We start from the raw sequence: 23876 nt of genomic DNA, 5'->3' as shown, positions 1-23876 counted from the left end.
TCTGGCTGGCGCGACTGGCAATCTAGTCGATGCGCCGCCAGATCGAAATCGGCACATCCCCGTTCGGACGCGGTGTCACACGATAGCTCAACACGTCGCCCGTCAACTCATAGCTGCGTTTTTGCGCCAACCCCTGCCAGTTCGGAAACGAAGCGTTCTGAATGTGGAAGGTGAGCGTTCCCGCAACCGGGTCCACGCTTAGCGTGCCGAAGTGCGTGCTCGACCCCATGACGGCGGCCTTGTATTCGTCCGGCGTCGCGACCGCCTTGTCGCCCGAGGCAAATCCGGGACGCTCCGATTTGAAGATTTGCAGCGAGTAATGGCCGGCTGCATCGATGACGAGCATCCCCTTCGGGTCAGCGCCGTAGTCGCGCGCACGTGAGCCATCCGGATGCTGCACGTCGGCTGCAACCAACGTCCACGTGCCGGCGAGCACGCGCGCGCCTTCGCCCGTGGCTTTCGCCACATTATTTGGCACGTCCCGGGTTCCGACCTGCACTTCATGCGTTTGCGCCCGCACCTCGCCGCACAGCCACACGCACACTGCAACGACCGCAACCCCACCGAGCGCACCTGCAACGCCGCGCGCACCACGTCTCATCAGTTGCTGCTTCATTGTCTGAATTCCTTTATGACGGGTTATGACCGGTTATGACCGGATTCGAACCTTCGAACGCGCGGCCAACCCGCACCGCACCCTTGTTGCGCCAATTGGCTGCCATCGATGCTACCCGCGCCAATGTTAAGTAGATGCGATAATTCGGCACGATCAATTCCGAATAACTGCACAATGCTGCATCCCAACCTCGATATGGATGCCCTTCGCACGCTGGTCGCCACGCAGAAGCTGGGTAGCCTGAACCGGGCGGCGGAGCGCATCGGGCGGTCGCAATCCGCCGTGAGTCAGCAAATGCGAAAGCTCGAAGAACAGGTCGGCATGCCGCTGTTCCGGCGCAAGGGGCGCGGACTCGTGCTGACGGAATCCGGCGAGCAGATCCTCTCGTATGCACAGCGCATTCTCGAACTCAACGACGAAGCCGTTCGTGCCGTGCGCGGTGCATCGGTGCAGGGTGTGGTGCGCTTTGGGCTGCCCGGCGATTTTGCGGAGACATGGCTTCCCTCGGCTCTGGGTCAGTTCAGGACGACGCACCCGGGCGTTCGCGTGGAAGTGGCGGTCGAGCGCAATGGCGTGCTGCTCGAACGCCTGGACCGGGGAGAACTGGATCTGGCGCTGGCGATGGGGTATGAAACGCGGGCTGACGCCGAACGGCTGCTCACGCTGCCCATGACATGGATCGGCCCGGCGCACGCGGAGGTGGCATTGCGTCGCGACGCCCCGCTCGATCTCGCGCTTTACCACGCCCCGTGCTTCTTTCGCCGGGCGGGCCTGGCGGCACTCGACGGTGCCGGCATCTCGTGGCGCGTCGCCTACACGACAGCGAGCCTGCAAAGTCTGTGGTCCGGCGTCGCCGCCGGGCTTGGCATCACATTGAGAACCGCCGCGGGCCTGCCCGCGGCATTGCGACGGCTCGGCGAGAAAGACGGTCTGCCGCCACTGCCGAGCGTCGAGCTTTGCCTGCACACCGCCCAGCAGGACATACCGCCCGCGCTCGCATGTCTGAAGCAGGTCATCGTGGAAAAAGCGCTGGCAAATCTGGCGGATGCCGGAGAGCCGGCGCCGCCCGCGAGAAAGCCGGCAGGCGCTTGCCGGTCCGCGCGAGCGTGAGCGCCAGAACAAAAAGCGGCACCCACTGCGTGGTGACGAACGACAATGTTCATTTGAACATTTTCAATCGTCATTTGAATGTCATTCTCGGCTGTCAAAGTGGCGCCCATTCCAGAACGAATGTGGACCATACGACCGCCCGATGGATCTCTCCGAACGTCAGACCCGTATCGTCGCTCTCTTTCGCCAGCACGGCGAAATGAGTGTCGACGCGCTCGCCGAACACTTCGGTGTGGCGACGCAAACCATTCGCCGCGACGTCAATACGTTGTGCGACGCTAACGTGCTGCGCCGCTATCACGGCGGCGCGCGGCTAATGACGCCCGGAACGAACCAGCCGTACGACGTGAGGCGCGTACGCAATCTCGAAGGCAAGGTGCGCATCGGACAAGCCGCCGCCGAACGCATTCCCGATGGCGCGACCGTCCTGCTGGGCATCGGCACCACACCCGAGCAGGTCGCCGTGGCGCTCATACATCGCAAGCGGCTTTGCGTCATTACGAACAACCTGCGCGCAGCGCTCGCGCTCGCCAGCAACCCGGAACACCGCGTGATCGTGCCCGGTGGCGAACTGCGCTCGCCCAATCCCGAGATCCTCGGCGACGAAGCCGACCGCCTGTTTCGCGCCTATCGGGCCGATGTCGGCGTGTACAGCGTGGGCGGCATCGACGACGACGGCACCCTGCTCGATTACGACCGCCACGAAGCAGCCTCGCGTGAAGCGCTGCGCGATGCGAGCCGTTACCGGATCCTCGTGGCCGACGCATACAAGTTCACGCGCAAACCCAGCGTGCGCGGCGGCCAGCTCGACGAGCAGGATCTCGTCGTCACCGATGCGCCGCTGCCCGGCGCGCTGCGCCAACGGCTGCCCGTCACGTCCCCGGAAATTCTCGTTGCCTGATCTCACCGTCATTTGGCCCCACTACCGCTCACGCCTTCTCCCTGAGACCGCCCATCATGTCACCCGCTTCGTTTCGCTCCTCCACCGTCCGACTGGCCGCCATCGGCATGGCCGTCATCGCCTGCGCTTCGGGTGCGACGACAGCGCCCGCCGCCAGCGCCGCACCGCTGATCGTCGCGCATCGCGGCGGCACGGGCGACACACCGGAAAACACGGTGCAAGCGTTCACCACCGCGCTGCAAAACGGCGCGCAGGCATTGTGGATGACCGTCCAGGTCACGCGCGATGGCGTGCCCGTAATGTATCGCCCCGCCGATCTTTCCGCCCTGACGGACGGACGAGGCAAGCTGGCCGACGTCGACTATGCCGACGTAAAAAGGCTCAACGCCGGTTACGCGTTTTCGCGCAAGGGCCCGACGGGGCAGACCGTCTACCCGTACCGGGACGATCCGCTGCCGGTCCCGACGCTGCGCGAAGCGCTGGCCGCCGTGCCCGCTGACGTCCCTGTCCTGCTCGACATGAAGCAAACGCCTGCTGCACCGCTGGTCGAAGCGGTCATCAAGGTGCTCGACGACATGAATGCATGGTCGCGCGTCCGCATCTATTCGACCCAGGCCGAGGCGACCGACCGCCTGCGAGCACGGCGCCCGCAGGCGCAACTTTTCGAATCGCGCGACGCCACGCGCAACCGGCTCGTGGCCGCCGCGCTCGCAGGCCAATGCACCACGCCGCCCGCGCCGGGCACGTGGGCCGGCATCGAGTTTCATCGTCAGGTGGAAGTCGTGGAGCGCTTCACGCTCGGCGAAGGCACCTCCACAGTCGTCGCCAACTGGTGGACGCCCGCCGCCGTACGGTGCTTCAAATCGCGTGGCGACGTGCACCTCGTCGCCTTCGGGATCGAAACGCCGCAGGACTTCGACGCCGCGTCGCAACTGGGCTTCGATGCCGTGATGACCGATTCGCCCGCACGTTTGCGCGCCGCTCTCGACGAGCAAGACAAGAACACCGCCAGATAACGCACAGCGACGCCTCGCCGCAGGGAAGTCGCGCCGAGGGCAAGTCCCTAGACGCAACCGGCCTGAAGCCGGATCTGCGGCCGGCAGACGAACATCTCGCCGCGCAAGTTCTGAGCTTTATTTTTAGTAGTCCTTACATTACTGACCAGTTTCACGATCCGTCGACCCGGGACATGACACGGGGACACGGGGACACGGGGACACGGGGACACGGGGACACCGGGACACCGAGACACCAAGACACCGAGACACCGAGACACCGGTCGCCATTTTCAACTAGTCCACACGAACTCACCGAGGAAACACACCATGACATCTTCCGCGAAGTCTCTCGCGAAATCTTTCGTGAAGCCGCCCCCTTACGCGTCTCTGGCGCGCGCCGTCGCGATACTCATCGGAAGCGGCGCCGCCGCGCTCGCCCACGCCCAGTCCAACGTCACGCTTTACGGGATTGTGGACGGCGGCGTGGGCTATGCCAGCAATGTGGCGTCCGTCACACGCGCCGGCACGGCAGGACGCCCCGCGGTTCTTACCGGCGCGACGAGCTACGCGTTCCAGAGCGGCACGTGGCAAGGCAGCCGCTGGGGAATTCAGGGGACGGAAGACCTGGGGGGCGGACGCAAGGCGCTGTTCCGCCTCGAGAACGGCTTCAACATCGGCAACGGCACTGCCAGCCAGGGCGGCGCGGAGTTCGGCCGCCACGCCTACGTCGGCTTGCAGGACAAGACCTATGGCACCGTTACGCTGGGCCGTCAGTACGATCCGCTGATCGATCTCGTCGGCTCGGTGGGCGGCACAGCGCTGCTCTCGGGCGTGGGGGCGCACCCCGGCGACGTCGACAACCTCGATCACAGCTCGCGTGTGAACAACAGCGTGAAGTACCGCTCACCGACATGGAGCGGTTTCACGTTCGGGACGATGTACGGCTTCGGCGGTCAGCCCGGCACGATGGGGCGTCAGAACACCTGGGGCCTTGCGGGCCAGTACGCCAACGGTCCGCTGACGTGGGGCGTGGGCTATTCGCACGCCAATAACGACAAGGCCAGCGCCACGGACACGACCATCGGCACTTGGGCGGGCTCGTCGGAATCGGCCTTTGCATCGTCCATCAATGCGGGCTACGCGAGCGCCAAATCGCGCGACATCATCGCCACCGCAATGACGTACCAGTTCGGTAACACGACGCTCGGCGCCAACTACAGCCACACCGAGTACTCGACGGGCACGTACTCGCGCTTCACGCGTACGGCCAGGTTCGACACGGCCGGCGTGCTCGCGATGTATCGCTTCGCGCCAGCCTTCCGGCTGGGCGGCGGTTACAGCTTCACGAACGTGAATGCCCCGGCGGCCAATGCATCCGGCGCGAAATACCATCAGTTCAACCTCGCCGCGTTCTATAACCTGTCCAGGCGCACGGAGCTGTATGCATTGGCCGGGTACCAGAAGGCATCGGGCAATACCCTCGACGCCTATGGCAACGTGATCGACGCCACGGCTTCGGTAGGCGACGCCGCCAACGGCATGTCTTCCGCAACCCAGTCGCAAACGGTCGTGCGTCTGGGGGTGAGCCACGTGTTCTAGGCTACGCCGCCTGTGCGGGCAACGCCGGTTCGAACTGCACGCGCGGCCGCGGCAACGTGGTGACCGCGTGCATTTGCGCGCGAAGCCAGTCGCGCGGACTGCTGCCTGTCTTGCGCCGGAAAGCGCGGGCCAGCGCCGACGCGCTGTCGTAACCCACCTCGTCGGCCACGCGCGCAATCGGCTGACCGTCGCGCAGGCGCTTCTGTGCCAGGCCAATGCGCCAATCCAGCAGATAGTCCGCGGGCGACTGCCCCACCACTTCACGGAACTGCGCGGCGAAGTTCGCACGCGACATGTTGGCGGTGCTCGCCAGCGACTCGACTGTCCACGGCTCGCCCGGCTGATTGTGAATGGCGTTCAACGCGCGCGCGAGTCGCGGATCGCCCAGCCCGGCCAGCATGCCGAAGCTCACCAGTCGATGCTCCAGCACGTGCCGCAGCAGTTGAATCACCAGCAACTCGAACAGCCGGTCCATCACCGCCAGACGCCCGCAATGCTGGCCGAACGCTTCGGCAAACAACCAGTTCAGCGTGAGTTCCAGCGTGGAGAGCGACTTCGTCGGCAGGACAAGGAAATCGGGCAGCGCGGCCACGAGCGGATTGTTGTGACCGCCGTCGAACGACAACGAGCCGCACACCAGTTCGGTGCGGTCCGCTTCGCCGGAGAGCAATTGGTGATGGTTGCGGCGCGGGAAGAAGATCAGCGACGGCTCGGTGATCCGCTGTCGCGCACCGTCTTCCGTGACAAGCGCCACTTCGCCGGAGCGCAGCAAGTGGAGATGACCGCCATCGTGGGCGTCGACACCATAGCTGGCGATGCCGCACATGCCGCCGCTATGGAACACACCGGCGCGAACGCCGAAATTCGAAATCAGGGTGGAGAGCCGGTCCATGGTGCACTCATCGAAATAACCCGGTGCGCCGATTATGGAGGATTTGTAAGACCGTTGCTTGGACCGGCCCATTCTTTGTCAACGGCCTTGAACGCTTGAACGCTGTGGTGCAGCTCAAGCCTCAGGCACGGTTGTCGGCAACGGTTGCGGCCGTCCCGATCTCCGAGCGAACATCGGCACGCGAACGGCCGGCGGACGGGCCTTGTTGCAGCAGCGACGGGTACGTTTCGAGCGATTGATCGAGCCGGCCCGAAGCGCGCGCCTGACGCAGTTCCTCGACAACTTGCGCGCGAGTGAGGCCTTGCGAAACCACGGACTGGCCGGCGTCGGCCGTTTGCGTGTCGGCAAACGCCGGGGCGCAAGCCAGCGAAACGGTGGCGGCGAGGGTGGCGGTGAGCGCGGCGGCAAAAATACGTGTGTTCATGGTGAAACTCCTTTCGGTCGGCATCAATTGCCGGATGTCGGTTTTCCGCTTGGCGTCGCGCCCGGGGGGATGGGAGGAACGCTATCGGGTACGACTCAAGATTACGAAAGGACAGCGCGTTACGCGCGGCAGGACGTCTGCAAGATGCGACCATTCGTCCAGTTCTGGCGACACCGATGAGTGCTCGCTATGGCGACGATAGCGTACGTCGATGGAATGGCCGGAAAAGTGGGGATTACGACAGCGGAAGGGGCTTCCTGCGCTTGATGTCCGAGACGGGAACGGCAGCGGCGGCATCGCCCAGCAGGCGGCGCAGCGTTGCGGGCTGACTGACGAGATCGGCGAGCGTGTAGCGATCGAGCACGGCAAAGTACGAACGCAGCGCCTCGCCGAGCACACCGCGCAAATTGCACGCCGACGTGATGACACAGGCGTTGTCGCCCTGATGGAAGCACTCGACCATCGCGAAATCAGGCTCCATCGCCCGCACCACTTCCCCAAGACCGATACGCTCCGGCGGGCGTCCCAGACGAATCCCCCCTGCGCGTCCGCGCACCGTGTGCAGAAAGCCCAGTTGACCGAGCTTCTGCACGATCTTCACGAGGTGGTTCTTGGGAATGTCGAATGCGTCCGCCACGGACTGCACGTGCACGAGTTCGTCGGGATGAACCGCGACGTAGATCAGGGTGCGCAGGCTGTAATCGGTATGGTCGGTAAGTCGCATGCGACGGCAGAAACGAAGGCGGACGGCACGTCGTGCCGCCCCGGATGATTTGCGAGGCAGTTTAACATGGCCGCGACATGCATCTTATGCCCTGCCTGCACCGTGCGCTACCCCGCTGCCTTACCGGATGCCCGGCAACGTCCGAAGCGACAAAATCGTGCTGGCACAAGTACTTACCAGCGGCACCTACCAACTGCTCTTACCAACCGCTCTTACCTGCCGTACTTACCTGCTGCACTTACCGGCCATACTTACCGGCCACACTACCGGCCGTACTTACTCAGCCGTACTTACCAGCGCATGGTCAATCCGCCCATCCACGAATAGTCGTAGGTCTGTGGGTTCAGGCCGCGCCGATAGCCAACGTCGAGATCGATCCACGATGCCGGGCTGTAGATGGCGCCCACGATCATGAACGCGGGGTTCGTCTTCTGCGCGAAATCGGGGTTCTGCGCTGTGCCGACGTCCAGAATCAGTTGCGTGGACGGCAGCACACGATAGAGCACGGCGGCGGACGCCTTCCACACGCCCTGACGCTGCGCCTGGCGATTGGCCTGATAGGCGGCGCCCGCGTTGGCGAGCAACGTCCAGTTGTCGATCTGATACTGGAGCAGTAATGTCGCGCCGGCGTTCATCCGTCCGGTGCCGAGTCCGCGCTGGTCGTTGCCGGACGGCAACGTCAGAAACGGCTTGAGGCCGACACTGAACGCCCCATCGTCGTACATGCGCCATTTGGCACCGGTTTCGACGTCGCCGATACCGCTGCCGGCGCTCTCCGAGCGTTGCTGGACATTCGTGTAGGGAACATTGACGTAAAGATCGAGCGCCTCGCCGAAACCTCGCGTGAGCGTGCTGTTCCAGAGGGTCTGACGCCCGATGTCCTGCTGTTTCGAGGTAACTTCGCCGTTCGTCTCGAATTGCCAGTTGCCGTCGCCCTGCGTGCCGGTGTCGTCCGACGTGAGCGGATGTGCGGCGAATGCGCTGAGCGGGCAGGCCAGCGCGAGATACATCAGTTGCTTCTTCATAAGGCGTTCTCTCTCGATGCGTGTGCCGCCCCGTGTCGCGCGCCAATGGCGCCAGAAAAGGACAAAGGAAAAAGGACATGAAACACGGGACAGGAGACAGGGGTGCGGGCATCGGCTCCCGCCGTCAGAGGCGGGAGCGCACCAGCGATTGATGCTTCAGTTGCCGATGTGCCAATCAGGCTTCGCTCAGAACCAGCGGCCGAAGCGGCGGATGTAGATCGTCTTGACCGTCTGGGCAAGCGCGATGTAACCGAGCATGGTTGCCACGAGCCAGTAGAAGTACGATCCCGGCAGGCTCACGAAACCCATGGCGTCTGCAAACGGCGAGTACGGCAGCCAGCAGGCGATGGCAATCGCGACGGACGTGGAGAGCATGATCGGCAGCGCCGGCGTGCTTTGCAGGAAGGGAATCTTCTGCGTGCGCAGCAAATGCACCACCAGCGTCTGGGACACGAGTCCTTCGATGAACCAGCCCGAGTTCATGATGGCCTGACCGCCGGTGCCGCCGTGCAGGTGATACAGCGCCCCCGCTCCGAAAACGGTCCACATCAGCGCATACGTCGTGATATCGAACACCGACGAGGTCGGCCCGATCCACAGCATGAAGCGCCGGATGTTGCCGGCATCCCACTTGCGCGGCTTCTTGAGGAACTCCGGATCCATGCGGTCCCACGGCAGGAACATCTGCGAGATGTCGTACACGAGGTTCTGCACGAGCAGTTGCACCGCCAGCATCGGCTCCCAGGGCAGGAACGCGCTCGCCACCAGCACCGAGAACACGTTGCCGAAGTTGGAACTGGCCGTCATGTTCAGGTACTTGAGGATGTTGCCGAACGTCTCGCGGCCTTTGATGACCCCGGCTTCGAGCACCATCAGACTCTTTTCCAGCAGGATGATGTCGGCCGTCTCCTTGGCAATGTCCGCGCCGGTGTCCACCGAGATTCCGACGTCGGCATCGCGCAGCGCCGGAGCGTCGTTGATGCCGTCGCCGAGGAATCCCACGGTATGACCGTTGGCTTGCAGCGCCTTGACCACACGCGCCTTGTGCAATGGCGCGAGCTTGGCGAACACGGTCGTGCGTGCGGCTGCCTCGCGCAGCGTGGTGTCGTCCATCGATTCGATGTCGGCGCCCAGCAGCGGCGTGCCCGGTTCGATCCCGACCTGACGACATACCTTCATCGTGACGATCGGGTTGTCGCCCGTGAGCACCTTCACGCTCACCCCGTGTTCGCGCAGGGCGGCAATGGCGGGGGCTGCCGAGTCCTTCGGCGGATCGAGGAATGTCAGGAAGCCGCAAACCGTGAGGCCATGCTCGTCCGAAGTCTTGTATTGCGTCTTCGTCTCGCCGGCCGGGATATCGCGGGTCGCCACGACCAGCACGCGGAATCCGTCTTCGTTGTAGGCCTGCGCACGGGCGATGAGCATGGCGCGCGCGGTGTCGTCGAGCGTGCGAATTCCCTGCGGCGTCTTCACATGCGTGGCGACGGACAGCATCTCCTCGACGGCGCCCTTGGTAATCATCAGATGCTCGTGACGCTCGTTCTCGACAACCACCGACAGGCGGCGGCGCACGAAGTCGAACGGCAATTCGTCGACCTTGGCGAAGGTGCGAGGCTGGACTGATTCGCCGATTTCGTTGGCACGGCGGATGATCGCGACGTCGATCAGGTTACGCTGACCGCTCTGGTGGTAGCTGTTGAGCCAGCCCAGACGCAGCACGTCTTCCTGCTCGTCGCCGGCCACATCCAGATGCTGTTCGAGAATGATGCGGTCCTGCGTGAGCGTGCCGGTCTTGTCGGTGCACAACACGTCCATGGCGCCGAAGTTCTGCACCGAGTTCAGGCGCTTGACGACGACCTTGCGGCGCGCCATCGCCAGAGCACCGCGGGCGAGGTTGGCGCTCACGATCATCGGCAACATTTCCGGCGTGAGACCGACCGCCACCGCCAGCGCAAAGGTGAGCGCACTCAACCAGTCGCCCTTGGTCAGACCGTTGATCATGAACACGACCGGCACCATCACCAGCATGAAGCGGATGAGCAACCAGCTCACGCTGTTCACGCCCCGGTCGAAGCTCGTCTCCACCCGTTTGTGGCTCACCACGTTCTTCGCCAGCGCACCGAAATACGTATCGGCGCCGGTGGCGACGACCACCCCCACGGCCGTGCCGCTCACCACGTTGGTGCCCATGAAGCAGATGTTGGACAAGTCGAGCAGATTGGCGTTGCCCTGCCCCGCCGCGACCGTAGCGGACTTCTGTGCGACGGCGCCCAGCGTGTCGTACTTCTCGACGGGCAGCGCCTCGCCCGTCAGCACGGCCTGGCTGATGAACAGATCGCGCGACTCGATCAAGCGCAGATCGGCGGGAATCATGTCGCCGGCCTGAAGCGTCACGATGTCGCCCACGACCAGCTCGCGCATGGCGACCTCGTGACGCTCGGACTTGCCCGACGCCGACGGGCGGCGGCGGACACTGGCCGTCGTACGCACCATCGCCTTGAGTTTCTCGGCCGCACGCAGCGAGCGAAACTCCGAGAAGAAGCGCAACAAGCCACTGATCGTCACCATCGTCATCAGGATGATGATGCTCTTGAAGTCCTGATCGCCCGGGTCGGCGAAGTAGACGTCGGTAAAGAAGCTGATCGTGACGAGCGCGAGCAGCACGAATACGAACGGGTTGTTGAAGGCGCCGGCGAGTTGACGCGCCCAGTGTGGCGGTTTGTCGTGCGCGATCTCGTTGGGACCGTAGCGGGTCTGGCGTTGCCCCACGTCGGCGAGCGGCAGCCCACCGGTGTCTGTGCCGAGCGTGTGGAGCACATGGTGCAGCGGCTCGGTTGCCAGACGGGCAACGACATCGGGACCGGAGAGAGGCAGACCGGTCGAGGTCGCGTTGTCGACGAAGCCGCGCTGCTTGTGGCGGGAGCGGTGGTTATGGGTCATGACGATTTCCTGGCGCGGCTTACGCTGACATGCCCATGGCATGGCGGCCGGCCGGATTCGTCAGACGCTAACGGAGATCCTTTCTCCGGAAAACAGCGCGAGCGCACCCAGCCGCGCCGCGCGGCGCGCGGTCGGTGAAAGCAAAACGATTGTGGGATGGCATCGGATCGCCCGTCGGGAAGCCATGCATGGTGCACGAGGTCCCGACGGGCCACATTCGGCTACTTCCGTCTTCCATTTTCGGACTCCTTATTTATGGTATTAGGCGAACCCGCGGGCGAAGGCGTGCGCGCGGGCAACGTTAGGTCGACGCGCTCAGGCGGATGCCGGACCGGGCGTGGCGCGACGCGAGGTGTCGTCGGACCAGAACACGCGGCGCACGCTGTGCTCGCCCGACAGTCGCATGACGAGCGACGTGAGCGATGCGCGCGACGATTGCGGGCAATCGAGCGTGACGGTGGCCGACGCCTCGTTGCGGTCGCTCCAGCGCGTAATGCTGACGTGCGTGGCGCGCAGACCGAGCGCGGTGAGGTCGATGAACATCTGCTTGCGCAAGGCGCCGAGTGCCTCGGCCAGGCAGACGATGGTGAGGTGCGACACCGGCGTGGTGCGCGTCGGTTGGCTCTGGAAAGCCTGAAACGTTTGAAAAGCTCGCATGATTTCCCCTCGCATGACAGCGAAGTGTCCTTGCCGCATGCAGACATGCGGCATGAACGGCGCGCTCGTGAGGACATGTCGTCGCAAAGCGCACGAGCCAAAGCACACGCGCAGAACGACGGCACCCGTTACGGGCGCGGCGGTGGAAACTTTTGCGGGAATTGCGCCGGGGAGCCCTGGGAGGGCACGCTCAGATAGAGCGTTCGGTTGGCGCCAGACACCGCATCCTGCATGAGGATGCGGCACAGGGAAGGCTGTGGATCCTCAGGCAATCAATCGATCAAAGATCGAGGACTACTGGCATCGGAATTCACGGACTTACCCCTTAAATTGAAGACAGGGCGGATGGTAACTGAGGCGAATTTGGAGCGTCAAGCGAAAATTGCTGCATCGCAACCATCTTCAGAATTTGCTCGAAAACCACGCCGTCCTGCCCGCACGCGCCCGGCCGGCGGCCCTGCGCGCCTTCGTCGCAACATCTGCCGGCGATCGGGCGCAATCTGGCCGAAGCCTTGCAGCCCTACGACTTCACCGGCCTCTCGTTGCCCGGCTGACGCGACGCGGCCCGATGCTTACTCGTTCTCTTCGAAGTAGTGCCCGAACTTGGCCTGCTTGGTCCGGATATAGCGTTCGTTCTCTTCGCGCATCGGAATATCGAGCGCCACCCGTTCACTCACGGGGATGCCGTGTTTGATCAGCGTGTCGAACTTCTTCGGATTGTTGCTCATGAGGCGCACCGAACCCACACCGAGAATGCGCAGGATGGCGGCAGCGGAATCGTATTCGCGGGCGTCGTCGGGCAAGCCGAGATCGAGATTTGCCTCGACCGTGTCGCGGCCCTGCTCTTGCAGCAGATATGCACGAATCTTGTTGCTCAGGCCGATGCCGCGTCCTTCATGACCGCGCAGATACAGCATCACGCCACGGCCTTCTTCGGCGATCTTGCGCATGCCCGCATCGAGTTGCTCACCGCAATCGCAGCGGTAGGAGCCGAAAACGTCCCCCGTCAGACATTCCGAATGCAGGCGCACCAGCGGCGCACGCGCGTCGGCGCTCGCCCCGGTCACGTCGCCCATGACCAGAGCAAGATGTTCGTTGCTGCTGTCTTTGACGCGAAACGCGTGGGAAGTGAAAGTGCCGTAGCGGGTGGGCAGCGTTGCCGTGGCAACAAGCTCGACGCATTCGCCTGCATCGCAATTGAGCGTGGCAGAGGCAGTACCAGGGGACTTCATGTTGACGTTAAGACCGGCTGAAATGGGAGTCGCGTGCCACCTCACAGCGATGGCGTGTGCTCGGAGTGTACCGCCATTTGCGAATTTCAACAGACGCACGCATGCAACACACTGTTGCACGGGCCTGTCCAATGGACCGGCTCCGAAGGCGTCCAGACGCCCGGTTCCTGCCGTCTTACATCGACGAATCACGACGAAAGGCCATTCGCACCAATGCGTCGAATACGTCCCGTCCGGCGCCGAATGCCGGATCGAATTGCAGTGCATCGCGCGCGCATTTCGCCGTAATCTCGGGACCGATGGCCAGCGACGGTCCCATGGCGCTCGTCGCAAGCTGGATTTCGCAGGCGCGATTCAACGTCCATAGATAAGTGAACGCTTCGGGAATGCTCCCGCCCCACGAGAGCAGTCCGTGATTCCGGAGAATGACCGCCCGCTTTCCGGCGATGTTACGAATGAGCCGCGGCCCCTCCTCCGGATTGACGGTCACGCCTTCGAAGTCGTGATACGCGACGCGTTCCTGCAACTGCGCGCTGTAAAAGTTATCGCTTCGCAAACCCGCGGCGGAACAGGCAACGGCGACGCCCGCCGTCGTATGCGTGTGCATCACGCAATGCGCCCCCGGCAACCCGTTATGCAACGCGGCATGCACCGTGAATCCAGCGGGATTGATCGGGTAATCGCTGTGTCCGAGGATATTGCCCGCCGCGTCCACTTTGACAAGATTCAGGGGCGTGACTTCCGAATAGTGCAACCCGAAAGGGTTGATGAGAAATGCGGGCGGATCGGCGTCGCCCAAACGAAGCGTGATGTGGTTGTAAATCAGCTCTGTCCAGCCAAGGTAATCGAATACCCGGTAGCAGGCCGCGAGTTCGCATCGTGCCGCCCACTCGCTATCGCTCATGCCGTCGGGCTGGTTTAGCGACGCGAAGGCGGGGCGCTCGAAAATCGTTGTCATTTTGCGTGTCTCCTCAATACTCGGAAAGAGTCTACGCGGCCCCGCATCGCCTATCGCGATTTCTGCTAAACGATTCCTTAATAACGCTTACGAATACCCGCCGAGGGCTATCACACCGATGCGCACACCAATGCGCGATACCATTCGCAGGACCAGCGAACGAGAAAGGAATGAAATTCGGCTGCCGCCGGCGAAAGTTCGCGTTCTTTCGAGTGATAGAGGCAAATCTGCCGGATCGTCTCTGGCTTTCCCGTTCGTCGCATCACCAGTCCCTGACTGCGCGCGAAGCCCTGAACGTAATCGGGGGCAAGCGTGACCGACAGCCCCGCGCGCGCCAACCCGAACGCGGTCGTCACGTTCTCCACGATCTCGACAGGCAGGACCCGGTGGCTGTCCGGCTGGTCGCTGAGCATGCGCGTCACGCTGTACTCGTGATCGCGCCCGGTGGCGACCACGGCGGTTTCGCGCAGTGCCTCCCACGGCACGACATCGTAGCGCGCGAGCGCATGCCGGGGCGAACACCAGACCACCCACGGGCTATCGAACAGCGGCGTCGCACCGACCCGTTCGCCCAACGGCTGATTCGGCCCCAGGGCGATGTCGATTCGCGCGTCGGCGACCGATGGCACGAGTTGCTCGACCTCGACGTCCAAGGGGCGAATCGTCACGTTCGGATGCAGGTCGCGATAGGCGGCAATGGCGTCGGGCAGGACGCCAGCGCACAGCACGAGCGGCGCGCCGACACGAATGACGCCCGACGCCCGGTCCCGGATATTTTTGGCCGCGCGCTGCGCGGCGTAAAGTTGCGTCATGGCGGCCATCGCCGCCGGCAGAAAGTCGGCACCGGCGACCGTCAGCGACACACGCCGGGTGGTCCGGTCGAAAAGCCGGAAGCCGACTTCGCGCTCCAGTTCGCCGAGCAGTTGGCTCACGGCGGAGGGCGTCAGGCAGACCCGGTCCGCCGCGCGCGCAATGCTTGCACAATCGGCAATCGCGAGAAATGTTTCGAGCTGCCGCGCATTCAATCGGCTCAGTGCCATAAATTTCCAATCCGCCGCAAAGAGCACTCACAATCAAAGCGCGCCGACGTTCGGGAATCGCGCGCATTACGCCCGGCGTCGAACGGCCGCCTCTCAGTCCGCTAGCAAGGCATCGGCCGCCATCGGTGCCGGTGACACGCACGGCGAGCGCTGCACCTGTCCCACTTCAGCAATTCCCCTTCTTGGCCTGGCCCGGCGGGCAGAACCCGTTGCCGGGCCCGCCACGGCCGCCGTGCGGACCGTCGTCCGGAAGGTAGACCGCACAACCGGTCAGCAGCGCCGACGCGGCGAGAAGCAGGAAAGTGAGTTTTTTCATTGTGGATGACCTCCATATCCCCCGATGGCGAGCGGCATCTGCGTGCCATTTTGGCGCCATTTTACTGGAACCCGGCCCCCCGACACCGCGTCGCGAACCGGCGCGGCAGGCGTTGTCGCTCGAATCCTGCCGGCCGTCGACGCGGCAGGCAATGCGGGAAAGGACATGAAGGACGTCCGGAACTTGCGCCGCCCTCACGTGGGGTTACAGGAACTTCGTCGGCCAGATGATGGTGCGCCACATGTGAGCGCACGGCGATCCGTCGAAGCCGAGTCCCTCCTTCGGCTGCCTGAAATGCCGGCCGATGATGTCGATGAACGGATCCCAGCTCACCTGCGCGTTCGGGTCGAACGAATAAATGTCGTTGAGTGTGATCAGCCGGCTCGTCATGTACCACTTGTGATTCCGGGCGTACTCCCAGTCGGCCTTGACGTAGTCCTCGGGCTCATAGTCCGCACCGAAGTAGCGGATATACGCCTCGGGGTAGTCGTAGCCGACCGAGGCATCCGGAAAGAACCGCAGCGCCTGATGGTAACGGATGGCCCAGCTGACTTCCTCGTCCACGTACGGCGCAATCAACTGCGCCCCCCAATAGCCGTGATCGGCGCGGATGAACCCCGACACGCTGATGTCGTGCAGCAAACAGGCGAGGACCGTCTTCTCGTCGTGCCCGGCCTTGAGCGCGTGCGTTGCGCTTTGCAGCAGGTGGTTCGCGGGCGCGAAGCGGTGACGGAAGAAGTCGAGCAACGTGGGGCGCGCCGGCATCTTCTGCAAACGCGGGTCGTCGCCCATCAGGAAATGCCGCGGATCGGGTTTTCCGCCCGGCGGCGGCATGATCGGCGCCGTCGGGTCGCGATCGCCCGACGTGAACAGCACCGAGCGAACGATCTTGCGGTCGAGCTCCTCGATCATCCGGTGTTCCAACGCGTCGGCGCGTGCCGACAGACTCATGCCGGGATGTCCCGGCGCATTCGTGGTGGACATGTCGTCTCTCCTGAACGATTCGTGCGCGCGCTCAGCGCTGCGGCGTGTTGGCGGACGGCGCCGCCGGCGCAATAGGCGCCGCAGGCGACATGGCGGGCATGGGGGGCACGGGCGGCAGAATCGGAACGCTCACCGCGCGCGTCTCCGTGTAGTGCTTCAGGCCCTGGATGCCGTACTCACGGCCGATGCCCGACTCCTTCGTGCCGCCGAACGGCACGTCGTATTCCACGCCCACGTGGTGATTGATCCATGCCGTGCCCACTTCGAGCCGTTGCGCAATCGCCCGAGCGCGCCCGGGGTCGGCGCTCCAGACCGAACCCGACAGGCCGAAACGCGTGCGGTTGGCACGCTGCACGACGTCGTCCACATCGCTGAATCGAATCACCGGCAGCACCGGCCCGAACGGCTCTTCGTCCACGAGCCGCGTGCCCTCGGCGATGTCGGCCACGATAGTCGGCGCAATGAAATAGCCCGGGCGCGGCAACGCTTCGCCGCCACACAGAATGCGCGCGTTCTCGCGTCGCGTGTCCTCGATAAGCGCCAGCACACGCTCGTACTGCATGCGGTTCTGCACCGGCCCCATCAGCACGCCCTCTTCGAACCCTTCGCCCACCTTCACCCGGCGGGCAATCCCGGCCAGCGCTTCGCACATGGCGTCGTACACCTTCTCGTGGACATACAGACGCTTGATCGCCATGCATATCTGCCCACTGTTGCCGAAGGATGCCCAGAACAGCCGCGGTGCAATGGCCGTCACGTCGACATCATCGAGCACGATGGCGGCATCGTTGCCGCCAAGCTCCAGCGTCACGCGCTTGAGCGTGCTCGCCGCGCTCGCCATGACGCGCTTGCCGGTAGCGACCGAGCCGGTAAACGAAATCTTGTCGATGCCGGGATGCTCGGTCATCCACGCCCCCAGATCGTTGCCTCCGGCGACCACGTTCACCACGCCGGGCGGGAAATGCTCGCGCGCAATCTCCCCGATGAGCAGCGTCGTGAGCGGCGTGTAGGGTGACGGCTTGAGTACGATGGTATTGCCCGTGTAGAGCGATTGCGTGATCTTCGGCAACGCGAGCAATACGGGCACGTTCCATGGGGTAATCGCCCCCACGACACCGAGCGGGTGATACTGCAGCTCGACGTGACCGCGTTCGTTATCGCGCAACAACTCGGGCTTCAGCTCCAGTGCCAGCAGTCCTTCGAGATTGGCGAATGCGCGATTGATTTCATCCTGCGCGCGCGCGAACGGCTTGCCCTGCTCGCGCGTGAGCAACGTGGCGATTTCCTTGCTGCGCGCTTTGAGCGCCTCGGCGAAGCCGCGCAGCCGCTCGCGCCGCTCGGCCGGGGTAGTCTCGCGCCAGGACTCGAACGCACGGCGCGCGCCGGCCACGGCCCGGTCCAGCTGATCGCGAGACGCCTCCGGACACACGGCGAACGGTGTGCCTGTGCCCGGATTGACGACATCGAACGATGTGTCGCCCGACTCGCCGCGACCGTCGATGGTATGAGTGAAACCGCTTTGCATGACGTCTCCTCCCGCGCCCTGTCCCGGACGCACTGATAGTGATAGGCGTTATTAAAGATCGAGCACCAGCCGCTCGCCCCGGCATCCGGAGCAGCAGATCATGACGGTGCGACCGCTCGCCCGCTCCTCCTGACTCAACACGAGGTCGCGATGCTCGGGCGTGCCTTCGAGCACAGCGACTTCGCATGTCCCGCAAACGCCTTCGCGACAAGAATACGGGGCGTGCACACTGGCGTCGAGCAACGCATCGAGCATGGTTTTTCCCGGGTTGACCCTGACCGTCTTCCCGGACTTCGCGAGCACCACGTCGTAGGCCCCGTCGGCACTTTCGGGGCTGCCGGCGCCTGCGAAATACTCCACATGTCCATGGCAGTCCGCGCGGCGCGCCACCTGCGCTTCGAACGCCTGCAACATCGGCGACGGTCCGCAGCAGTACAAATGCGTGCCGGGCGCCGCTTCGTCGACGAGCCGCCCGAGATCGAGCGAGCCCTGCCCCGGCGCCCGGTCAAAGTGCCATTCGACCCGTCCGTGGGCGAACGCCTCGCCCGTCAGACGCGCTGCGAACGCCGCCGTATCGCGGTTGCGCGCACAGTAATGCAATGTCCACGGACGCTGCATGGCTTCCAGACGGGCGGCCATCGACAGCAGCGGTGTGACGCCGATGCCCCCGGCAACGAGTACGGTGAGCCCGTTGCGCGCGGCCGTTTCATCGAGCGGGAAGTGGTTGCGCGGCGCACCGATCCTGAGCGTCCCGCCTTCGTGCAGATGTTCGTGCACGAAGGCGGAACCGCCACGGCTGGCCGGATCGCGGTTCACGGCGATCACGTAGCGGTCCCGCTCCCCCGGATCGTTGAGCAGCGAATAGCATCGCGACAACCCTTCGCGCAGGAACAACTCGATGTGAGCCCCGGCAGTGAACGGCGGCAGCGGACCGCCATCGCACGCACGTAGTTCGAAGACGGCAATGGCGGCCGTCTCCCGTTCACGTCGCGCGACATTGACGATTAGCGTGTCGGTGAAGTCGGACAGGTTCATGGCGTCGCCCGCAACCGGTTATGCCGCCACCTTGGCGGGCAGACGGAAGACGTGACGCGCGTTGTCTTCGAAGATCTTGCGACGATCGTCTGCGCTCAGCCAGTCGAGGTTGTCGATGAGCGAGCGTACGTCGTCCATCGAGCGGCCCGTCGCCGGATTGACGGCCGAGCCGACCCCCGGGCATTCCGTGCCGAACAGGCAGCGGTCGACCCCGACGGTCTTGATCAGCAGCGACAGCGCCTCTTCGGTATACAGCACGGTATCGAAGTACAGATTGCGCAGACGCTCCGAAAACCGCTGACCGTTCGGGCGGCGCAGCGTCGGAGCATCGAAGCGGCCGATCTGGTAAGGCACGGCGCCTCCGCCGTGGCTGACGACGATCTTCAGGTTCGGGAAGTCCTTGAAAACGTCCGAGTTCACCAGACCGAACACGGCAATCGTTTCCTCGTTGATGAAGTGCAGCGAGTACGGCACGCGCTCGGAGCGAGAGCCGGTGCCGTGGATGTGCGCGGGCACATCCAGCTCGCACAGCTTTTCGTACAGCGGATACCAGTAACGGTCGCCCAGCGGCGGGGCCTCGGCAATGCCGTTCTCGAACGGATCGGGATTGAGCAGACACCCCGCGAAGCCCAGTTCGTTGATGCACCGCTCAAGCTCGGGCAACGCCTGTTCGATCGGGTCCCCCGCCGTTTGCGGCAGACCCGCGACCCCCGCAAACGTTTGGGGAAACAGTTGCGTCTGGCGATAGATGATGTTGTTGCACTCTTCGGTGAACCAGTGCACCAGCTTCGCGGGCTTCTCCGACTGCATCAACTGGAACGGGCGCGGCGAGACCAGTTGCAGGTCGGTGCCGTGATCGCGGATGTAATCGAGATGGCCCTTCGGCCAGGTTTCCGCACGGTTGGCGGCGGCGCGGATCTCGTCGTCGGACACATTGATGCGCCCGCGCCCGTGCGAGCCGCGGCTCGCCAGCAGGCTGGCCTTGTAGGCCCACAGTTCGGTCGGTGCGCTTACGTGGGCATGGCAATCGATGATCATGCTGAACTCCGGTATCAGGTTGAGGCGGTTTTGCAATGGAAGTGAAAACGGAAACGCGTTTCGCGACGCGTCGTCATGACGCCGGCGCCGATGCGCCGCGCAGCAGCGCTGCCGCACCGTCGAGCACGGGCACACCCTGCGGCAGCAACATCGACGCGGGGCGCACGTTGTAGAGCGTGCCGTCCGTCGCGCAGGCGGGCACCTGCCCCTGCGCAAGATCGCGCGCCAGCCCCAGCATCAGCCGGCGAAAGCGCACGATGCCGCGGTCCGACGCACCGAGCCGTTCCTGCGAGCGGTCCACGATGGGGCCCATGCTTTCCTGCACGGCGGCATCCTGATTCGGGATGCCCTCGATACCGGTGAAGTTGGAAGTGCGCTGGCGCGCCCGGTCGATGCCATAGTCGTTACCCCGGTGCAGCAACGGCCGGTAGTCCTCGCCGACCGGTCCCCAGAAGCCCTCGCGTCCCCCGCGAAACGCGATCTCCTCGTCGCGATACGCGCGTGCGGGACTCGCGCTGAACGACCACGTCCAGGTGGTCTCGTCATCGATGGGCACCCATGCATGGCCGTCATACGGCTCCTGACTGGATTCGGCGAAATTCCCCACGGGCGGAATCATCGTGTAGCAAGGCAGCAGGAACTGCGTCACGCGCCAGTAGTACGTGCCGGGCTCGGCATGGCGGCGCGCGGCGATCACGAGGCCGTGCCCGGCGTCGCTCACCTCGAATACCGGATGACGGTCGGACGCGTGATAGGGATTGCTCGGGGCGCCCGCCACCGGCGCCGTGCGACTGTGCAGGAACGAAATGTGGCTCGAATCGATGCCGCCTTCGACGGCCTGCGCCCAGTTGCACGATTGCATACGCTTGGTCGCCGTGTGCTGACGCGCGGGCAGTCGCGACCATTCGAAGTCCGGCAGCGCGGGCACCGACTCGCGCGGCCCCATGTACACCCACACCACACCGTTGCGCTCGGCCGTGAGATACGCCTTGATGCGTACATTGTGCGTTTGCGGATTCTCGTGCGGCTCGGATGGCATCTCGACGCACTGTCCGTTCACGTCGAACTTCCAGCCGTGATAGACGCAACGCAGGCCGCAGTCTTCGTTTCGACCGAAGAAGAGCCCGGCGCGGCGGTGCGCGCAGTAGGCGTCCACGATGCCCACGCGCCCTTCGGTATCGCGAAACGCGACGAGGTCCTCGCACAACAGACGCAAACGCACGGGTGCGCCGTCGCGCTCGGCGATCTCCTCGGAGAGCAACGCGGGCAGCCAGAAGCGGCGGAACAGTTCGCCCATGGGCGTGCCGGGTCCGACCCGTGTGAGGGTTTCGTTGTCTTGCCTCGAAAGCATGCCTGCCTCCTTGCAGGTGGGGCCGGCGCATCACCCTGCGCGGGGTGTGCGCGGCGGATGGCCTCAGTTGGACGGGTGCCAGAGCACGAAGCCCATGGCATTGCCGGTGCCGGCCGCCGAGCGGTAGCACGGCACGTAGTCGACCAGTTGCATCGTCATCGCTTCGGCATTCGCCGCGGCAATGACGGGCAGCCAGTTCTTCACTTCCGAAGTGCCTGATTGCAGCAGCGCCTCGTCGATGCCGCGCAAATACGCGTTATCGGCGCGCGCCATCGCGTCGAGCAACGCCCGGTCGAAGGCTTCGTCGATAACGAAATGGCTCAGCCCGCCGGAGGCGATCAGTGCCACACGAACCTCCTGCGGCCACGCGCTCAGGGCGTCGCGCAATGCGAGCCCGAGGTCGACGCAACGCGTGGCGCGCGGCTGATTCGGCGCATAGAACGTGTTGAGCATGATCGGCACATGCGGTGGCACACGGCCATGCATGAGCCGTTGATAGACGAAACCGAACGCGTGCGGCATGCCGGTCGGGCCGTCGTTGCCACGTTGCGGGACTTCGGTCGAGAACGTGATGTCGTGGCCCCGGTCGGTGAATGCCGTGGCGAGATGCCGCGCGAGCGCGGCGTGGGCCGGGTATTCGGTGCGCGCCTCCGGCTTGATCGCCGCCGACGAGATCGAGATGCCGGGCGGCATCTTCGCCAGCCGTGCCGCGCTCACCGGTTCGTCGAAGACCGACTCGCCACCGTAGAGCCACAGCGCCGGTGTAATCGCCGGCCCGAAAACTTCGCGCTGATCGTTACCGACGATCACGACGACGTCGGGCGCCGCGTCGTGCAATGCCTGCGCAAGCACTTCGAGCGCCGCATGACAGCGCGCCGCATGCGCCTCGCGCGCCGCGAGCGCGACCTGTGCTTCGAGGCCTTCGCTCGCGCGCAGCGCCATCAGCGCCTCGAAGTCGTAGGTCCGGCCGCGAAACGGATGCGCTGGCTCGGCGCGGTCGGCGCGCACGCGCAGATCCCAGTCGGCAGGCGGCGTGGAGAGCATCGGCCCGTGGGACGTCCCCATGGCCAGCACGATCTTAGTCATGGCGCTCATCCCGGACCGGATGGATCGGGTATGTCTGTCGGCCCGGCGCGTGCGGCACGTGCGGCACGTTGTGCTGCCCCGCCGGATCGGCATCGACCACGTTGCCCTGCGCGTCGATGCGCACGCCCATCGCCTCGTGAAACTGGCGCTTGACCGCCTCGGGCTGCCCGGCCTGAAATGCGTACTCCTTGAGATGCTTGCCGATGATCGGGTGCGCCTTGAGCTCCTCGCGCGTGAGTCCGTCGACGAACAGGCGGCGTGCGGCAACCGGCAGTTCGATGCATGCGTTCCTGGCGGCGTCGCGTACCAGTCCTTTCGGATCGCGGCCTTGCGCGACAGCATCGAGTTCGTCGAAGAAGTGTCGACGCAACATCGCGATACCCCGGTCGCTCGCACCGAGATTCTCCTTCGTTCGGTCGGCAATGCGCCCCTGCCCGACCCATGCCACGAAGTCCTGATTCATCACGTGGCTGGAGATCCACTGGCCCGTCGCCTCGTCCTTGACCGGGCCGTACCACGCCGGGATCTTTTCCTGCACATACGGCTCGCGCTCGCGTGGCACGCGGTTGAAGGCCCAAGTGATCGACAGCGTGTTTTCGTCGTCGATGGGCACGCGCCATTCGAAATGGTCGCCCAGACAGAAGACGTTCGGCCACAGCGCCAGACGACCGACCGCCCACAGCGGATGCGTCTCGTCGGTATCTTCCCGAACCCGCTTGTACACCAGGCCGTACTCGAACTCCTCGAAGCCGAGCTTCGTGTGCGTTGGAGCGTACGGACCGGTGTCGCCGCGCAACCGGACGCTCCAGTTCGAATGCATCCATTCGAAATGCACGGGATCGATGGAGTTTTCCTGGCACTGGAACCAGTTGCAGGGCACTTCCGAGATCACGACCTGACGGAAGCCGTTGGCCCACGTGAAGGGCTCCCAAGTCGGCACCAGCGGTGCGGGCAGCGGCCCCATGTAGGCCCAGATCATTCCAGCCTTGACCTGCACCGGGTACGACTTGATCTTGATGCGATCCTTGAGCCCCGCCTGCGGGTTGGCGATGTCCTCATACGGCTGCTCCGTGCATTGCCCCTTCTCGTCGTACAGCCAGCCGTGATAGTTGCAACGCAACCCGCACTTCTCCACGAAGCCGAAGGCCAGATCCGCGCGACGGTGCGGGCATTGGCGGTCCACCAGCCCATAGTTCCCCGACAGGTCCTTATAGAGCACAAGGTCTTCGCCGAACAGCCGCGCCGGGCGTACCGAGATGTCGTCGAATTCGCTCTCAGCGCCGATCGGATGCCAGTAACGCCGCAGCAAATCGCCCATCGGCGTGCCTGGCCCGACCTGCGTCAACAACTGGTTCTTTGCCTCGCTGAGCATGGATGTCTCCGTCCGTTTTTTGTGGGATGCGCACCGTTTCAAACAGTGCATTT

Annotated in this window: 22 protein-coding genes; 4 read left to right on the top strand and 18 right to left on the bottom strand. The window is 64.4% G+C overall.

Annotated elements, in window-relative coordinates; translation table 11 throughout:
* Positions 1–22 precede the first annotated feature (22 nt).
* The gene (locus tag AB870_RS07335; protein ID WP_237170078.1) at positions 23–616 is read right to left on the bottom strand and encodes a lipocalin-like domain-containing protein; all 594 of its coding nucleotides are present in this window, start codon (positions 614–616) and stop codon (positions 23–25) included.
* 174 nt (positions 617–790) lie between these two features.
* Here AB870_RS07335 and AB870_RS07330 point away from each other — a divergent pair, with 174 nt between their 5' ends.
* The 4 genes from AB870_RS07330 (at position 791) to AB870_RS07315 (ending at position 5224) form a co-directional block, all read left to right on the top strand.
* Entirely contained in the window at positions 791–1726 is a 936-nt protein-coding gene (locus AB870_RS07330; RefSeq protein ID WP_047907499.1) for a LysR substrate-binding domain-containing protein, read from the top strand.
* A 142-nt stretch (positions 1727–1868) separates the two neighbouring features.
* Positions 1869–2627, top strand: coding sequence for a DeoR/GlpR family DNA-binding transcription regulator (locus AB870_RS07325; RefSeq protein ID WP_047907498.1), 759 nt, complete (start codon positions 1869–1871; stop codon positions 2625–2627).
* Positions 2628–2683: 56 nt separating this feature from the next.
* Entirely contained in the window at positions 2684–3643 is a 960-nt protein-coding gene (locus AB870_RS07320) for a glycerophosphodiester phosphodiesterase family protein (RefSeq protein ID WP_047907497.1), read from the top strand.
* A gap of 309 nt (positions 3644–3952) precedes the next feature.
* Complete coding sequence (locus AB870_RS07315) at positions 3953–5224, top strand: porin (protein ID WP_084663413.1); 1272 nt, start codon at positions 3953–3955, stop codon at positions 5222–5224.
* A gap of 1 nt (position 5225) precedes the next feature.
* Here AB870_RS07315 and AB870_RS07310 read toward each other — a convergent pair whose 3' ends face one another.
* The 17 genes from AB870_RS07310 to AB870_RS07235 form a co-directional block, all read right to left on the bottom strand.
* Positions 5226–6116 carry an AraC family transcriptional regulator gene (locus tag AB870_RS07310; protein ID WP_064674791.1) on the bottom strand — a complete coding sequence of 297 codons (891 nt, stop codon included), beginning with the start codon at positions 6114–6116 and terminating at the stop codon, positions 5226–5228.
* Between the two features lie 121 nt (positions 6117–6237).
* Positions 6238–6540, bottom strand: a complete 303-nt coding sequence (locus tag AB870_RS07305; RefSeq protein ID WP_047907496.1) for a DUF4148 domain-containing protein — start codon at positions 6538–6540, stop codon at positions 6238–6240.
* A 235-nt stretch (positions 6541–6775) separates the two neighbouring features.
* Complete coding sequence (locus tag AB870_RS07300) at positions 6776–7264, bottom strand: Rrf2 family transcriptional regulator (protein ID WP_047907495.1); 489 nt, start codon at positions 7262–7264, stop codon at positions 6776–6778.
* 290 nt (positions 7265–7554) lie between these two features.
* Positions 7555–8289, bottom strand: coding sequence for a transporter family protein (locus tag AB870_RS07295; protein WP_047907494.1), 735 nt, complete (start codon positions 8287–8289; stop codon positions 7555–7557).
* 186 nt (positions 8290–8475) lie between these two features.
* Positions 8476–11229: a magnesium-translocating P-type ATPase gene (gene mgtA, locus AB870_RS07290; RefSeq protein ID WP_053059615.1), complete on the bottom strand. Its 2754-nt coding sequence runs from the start codon at positions 11227–11229 to the stop codon at positions 8476–8478.
* Between the two features lie 315 nt (positions 11230–11544).
* Positions 11545–11886 carry a hypothetical protein gene (locus AB870_RS07285; RefSeq protein ID WP_047908925.1) on the bottom strand — a complete coding sequence of 114 codons (342 nt, stop codon included), beginning with the start codon at positions 11884–11886 and terminating at the stop codon, positions 11545–11547.
* 572 nt (positions 11887–12458) lie between these two features.
* Entirely contained in the window at positions 12459–13118 is a 660-nt protein-coding gene (gene ribA, locus AB870_RS07280) for a GTP cyclohydrolase II (protein WP_047907493.1), read from the bottom strand.
* Positions 13119–13293: 175 nt separating this feature from the next.
* On the bottom strand, positions 13294–14076 hold the full coding sequence (locus AB870_RS07275; RefSeq protein WP_047907492.1) for a class II aldolase/adducin family protein: 783 nt from the start codon (positions 14074–14076) through the stop codon (positions 13294–13296).
* Positions 14077–14186: 110 nt separating this feature from the next.
* A complete protein-coding gene (locus tag AB870_RS07270; RefSeq protein ID WP_047907491.1) occupies positions 14187–15116 on the bottom strand; it encodes a LysR family transcriptional regulator in 930 nt (309 codons plus the stop codon).
* A 166-nt stretch (positions 15117–15282) separates the two neighbouring features.
* Entirely contained in the window at positions 15283–15432 is a 150-nt protein-coding gene (locus AB870_RS26755; RefSeq protein ID WP_167362685.1) for a hypothetical protein, read from the bottom strand.
* A gap of 204 nt (positions 15433–15636) precedes the next feature.
* Positions 15637–16416, bottom strand: coding sequence for an HD domain-containing protein (locus tag AB870_RS07265; protein WP_197683857.1), 780 nt, complete (start codon positions 16414–16416; stop codon positions 15637–15639).
* A 31-nt stretch (positions 16417–16447) separates the two neighbouring features.
* Positions 16448–17941: an aldehyde dehydrogenase family protein gene (locus AB870_RS07260; protein WP_064674789.1), complete on the bottom strand. Its 1494-nt coding sequence runs from the start codon at positions 17939–17941 to the stop codon at positions 16448–16450.
* 51 nt (positions 17942–17992) lie between these two features.
* Positions 17993–18976, bottom strand: coding sequence for a PDR/VanB family oxidoreductase (locus AB870_RS07255; protein WP_084663409.1), 984 nt, complete (start codon positions 18974–18976; stop codon positions 17993–17995).
* An 18-nt stretch (positions 18977–18994) separates the two neighbouring features.
* Complete coding sequence (locus AB870_RS07250) at positions 18995–20014, bottom strand: amidohydrolase family protein (protein WP_047908921.1); 1020 nt, start codon at positions 20012–20014, stop codon at positions 18995–18997.
* A gap of 73 nt (positions 20015–20087) precedes the next feature.
* The gene (locus tag AB870_RS07245; RefSeq protein ID WP_047907490.1) at positions 20088–21365 is read right to left on the bottom strand and encodes a Rieske 2Fe-2S domain-containing protein; all 1278 of its coding nucleotides are present in this window, start codon (positions 21363–21365) and stop codon (positions 20088–20090) included.
* A 63-nt stretch (positions 21366–21428) separates the two neighbouring features.
* Complete coding sequence (locus AB870_RS07240; protein WP_047908920.1) at positions 21429–22451, bottom strand: DODA-type extradiol aromatic ring-opening family dioxygenase; 1023 nt, start codon at positions 22449–22451, stop codon at positions 21429–21431.
* On the bottom strand, positions 22444–23823 hold the full coding sequence (locus AB870_RS07235; RefSeq protein WP_064674788.1) for an aromatic ring-hydroxylating dioxygenase subunit alpha: 1380 nt from the start codon (positions 23821–23823) through the stop codon (positions 22444–22446). Before AB870_RS07235 ends, AB870_RS07240 begins: the two co-directional genes overlap by 8 nt.
* Between the last annotated feature and the right edge of the window lie 53 nt (positions 23824–23876).

Origin of the sequence: Pandoraea faecigallinarum (genome assembly GCF_001029105.3) — a bacterium.
GTDB classification, from domain to species: domain Bacteria; phylum Pseudomonadota; class Gammaproteobacteria; order Burkholderiales; family Burkholderiaceae; genus Pandoraea; species Pandoraea faecigallinarum.
Note: the sequence above shows the minus strand (reverse complement) of the source record. Positions and strands in the feature narration are given on the sequence as shown.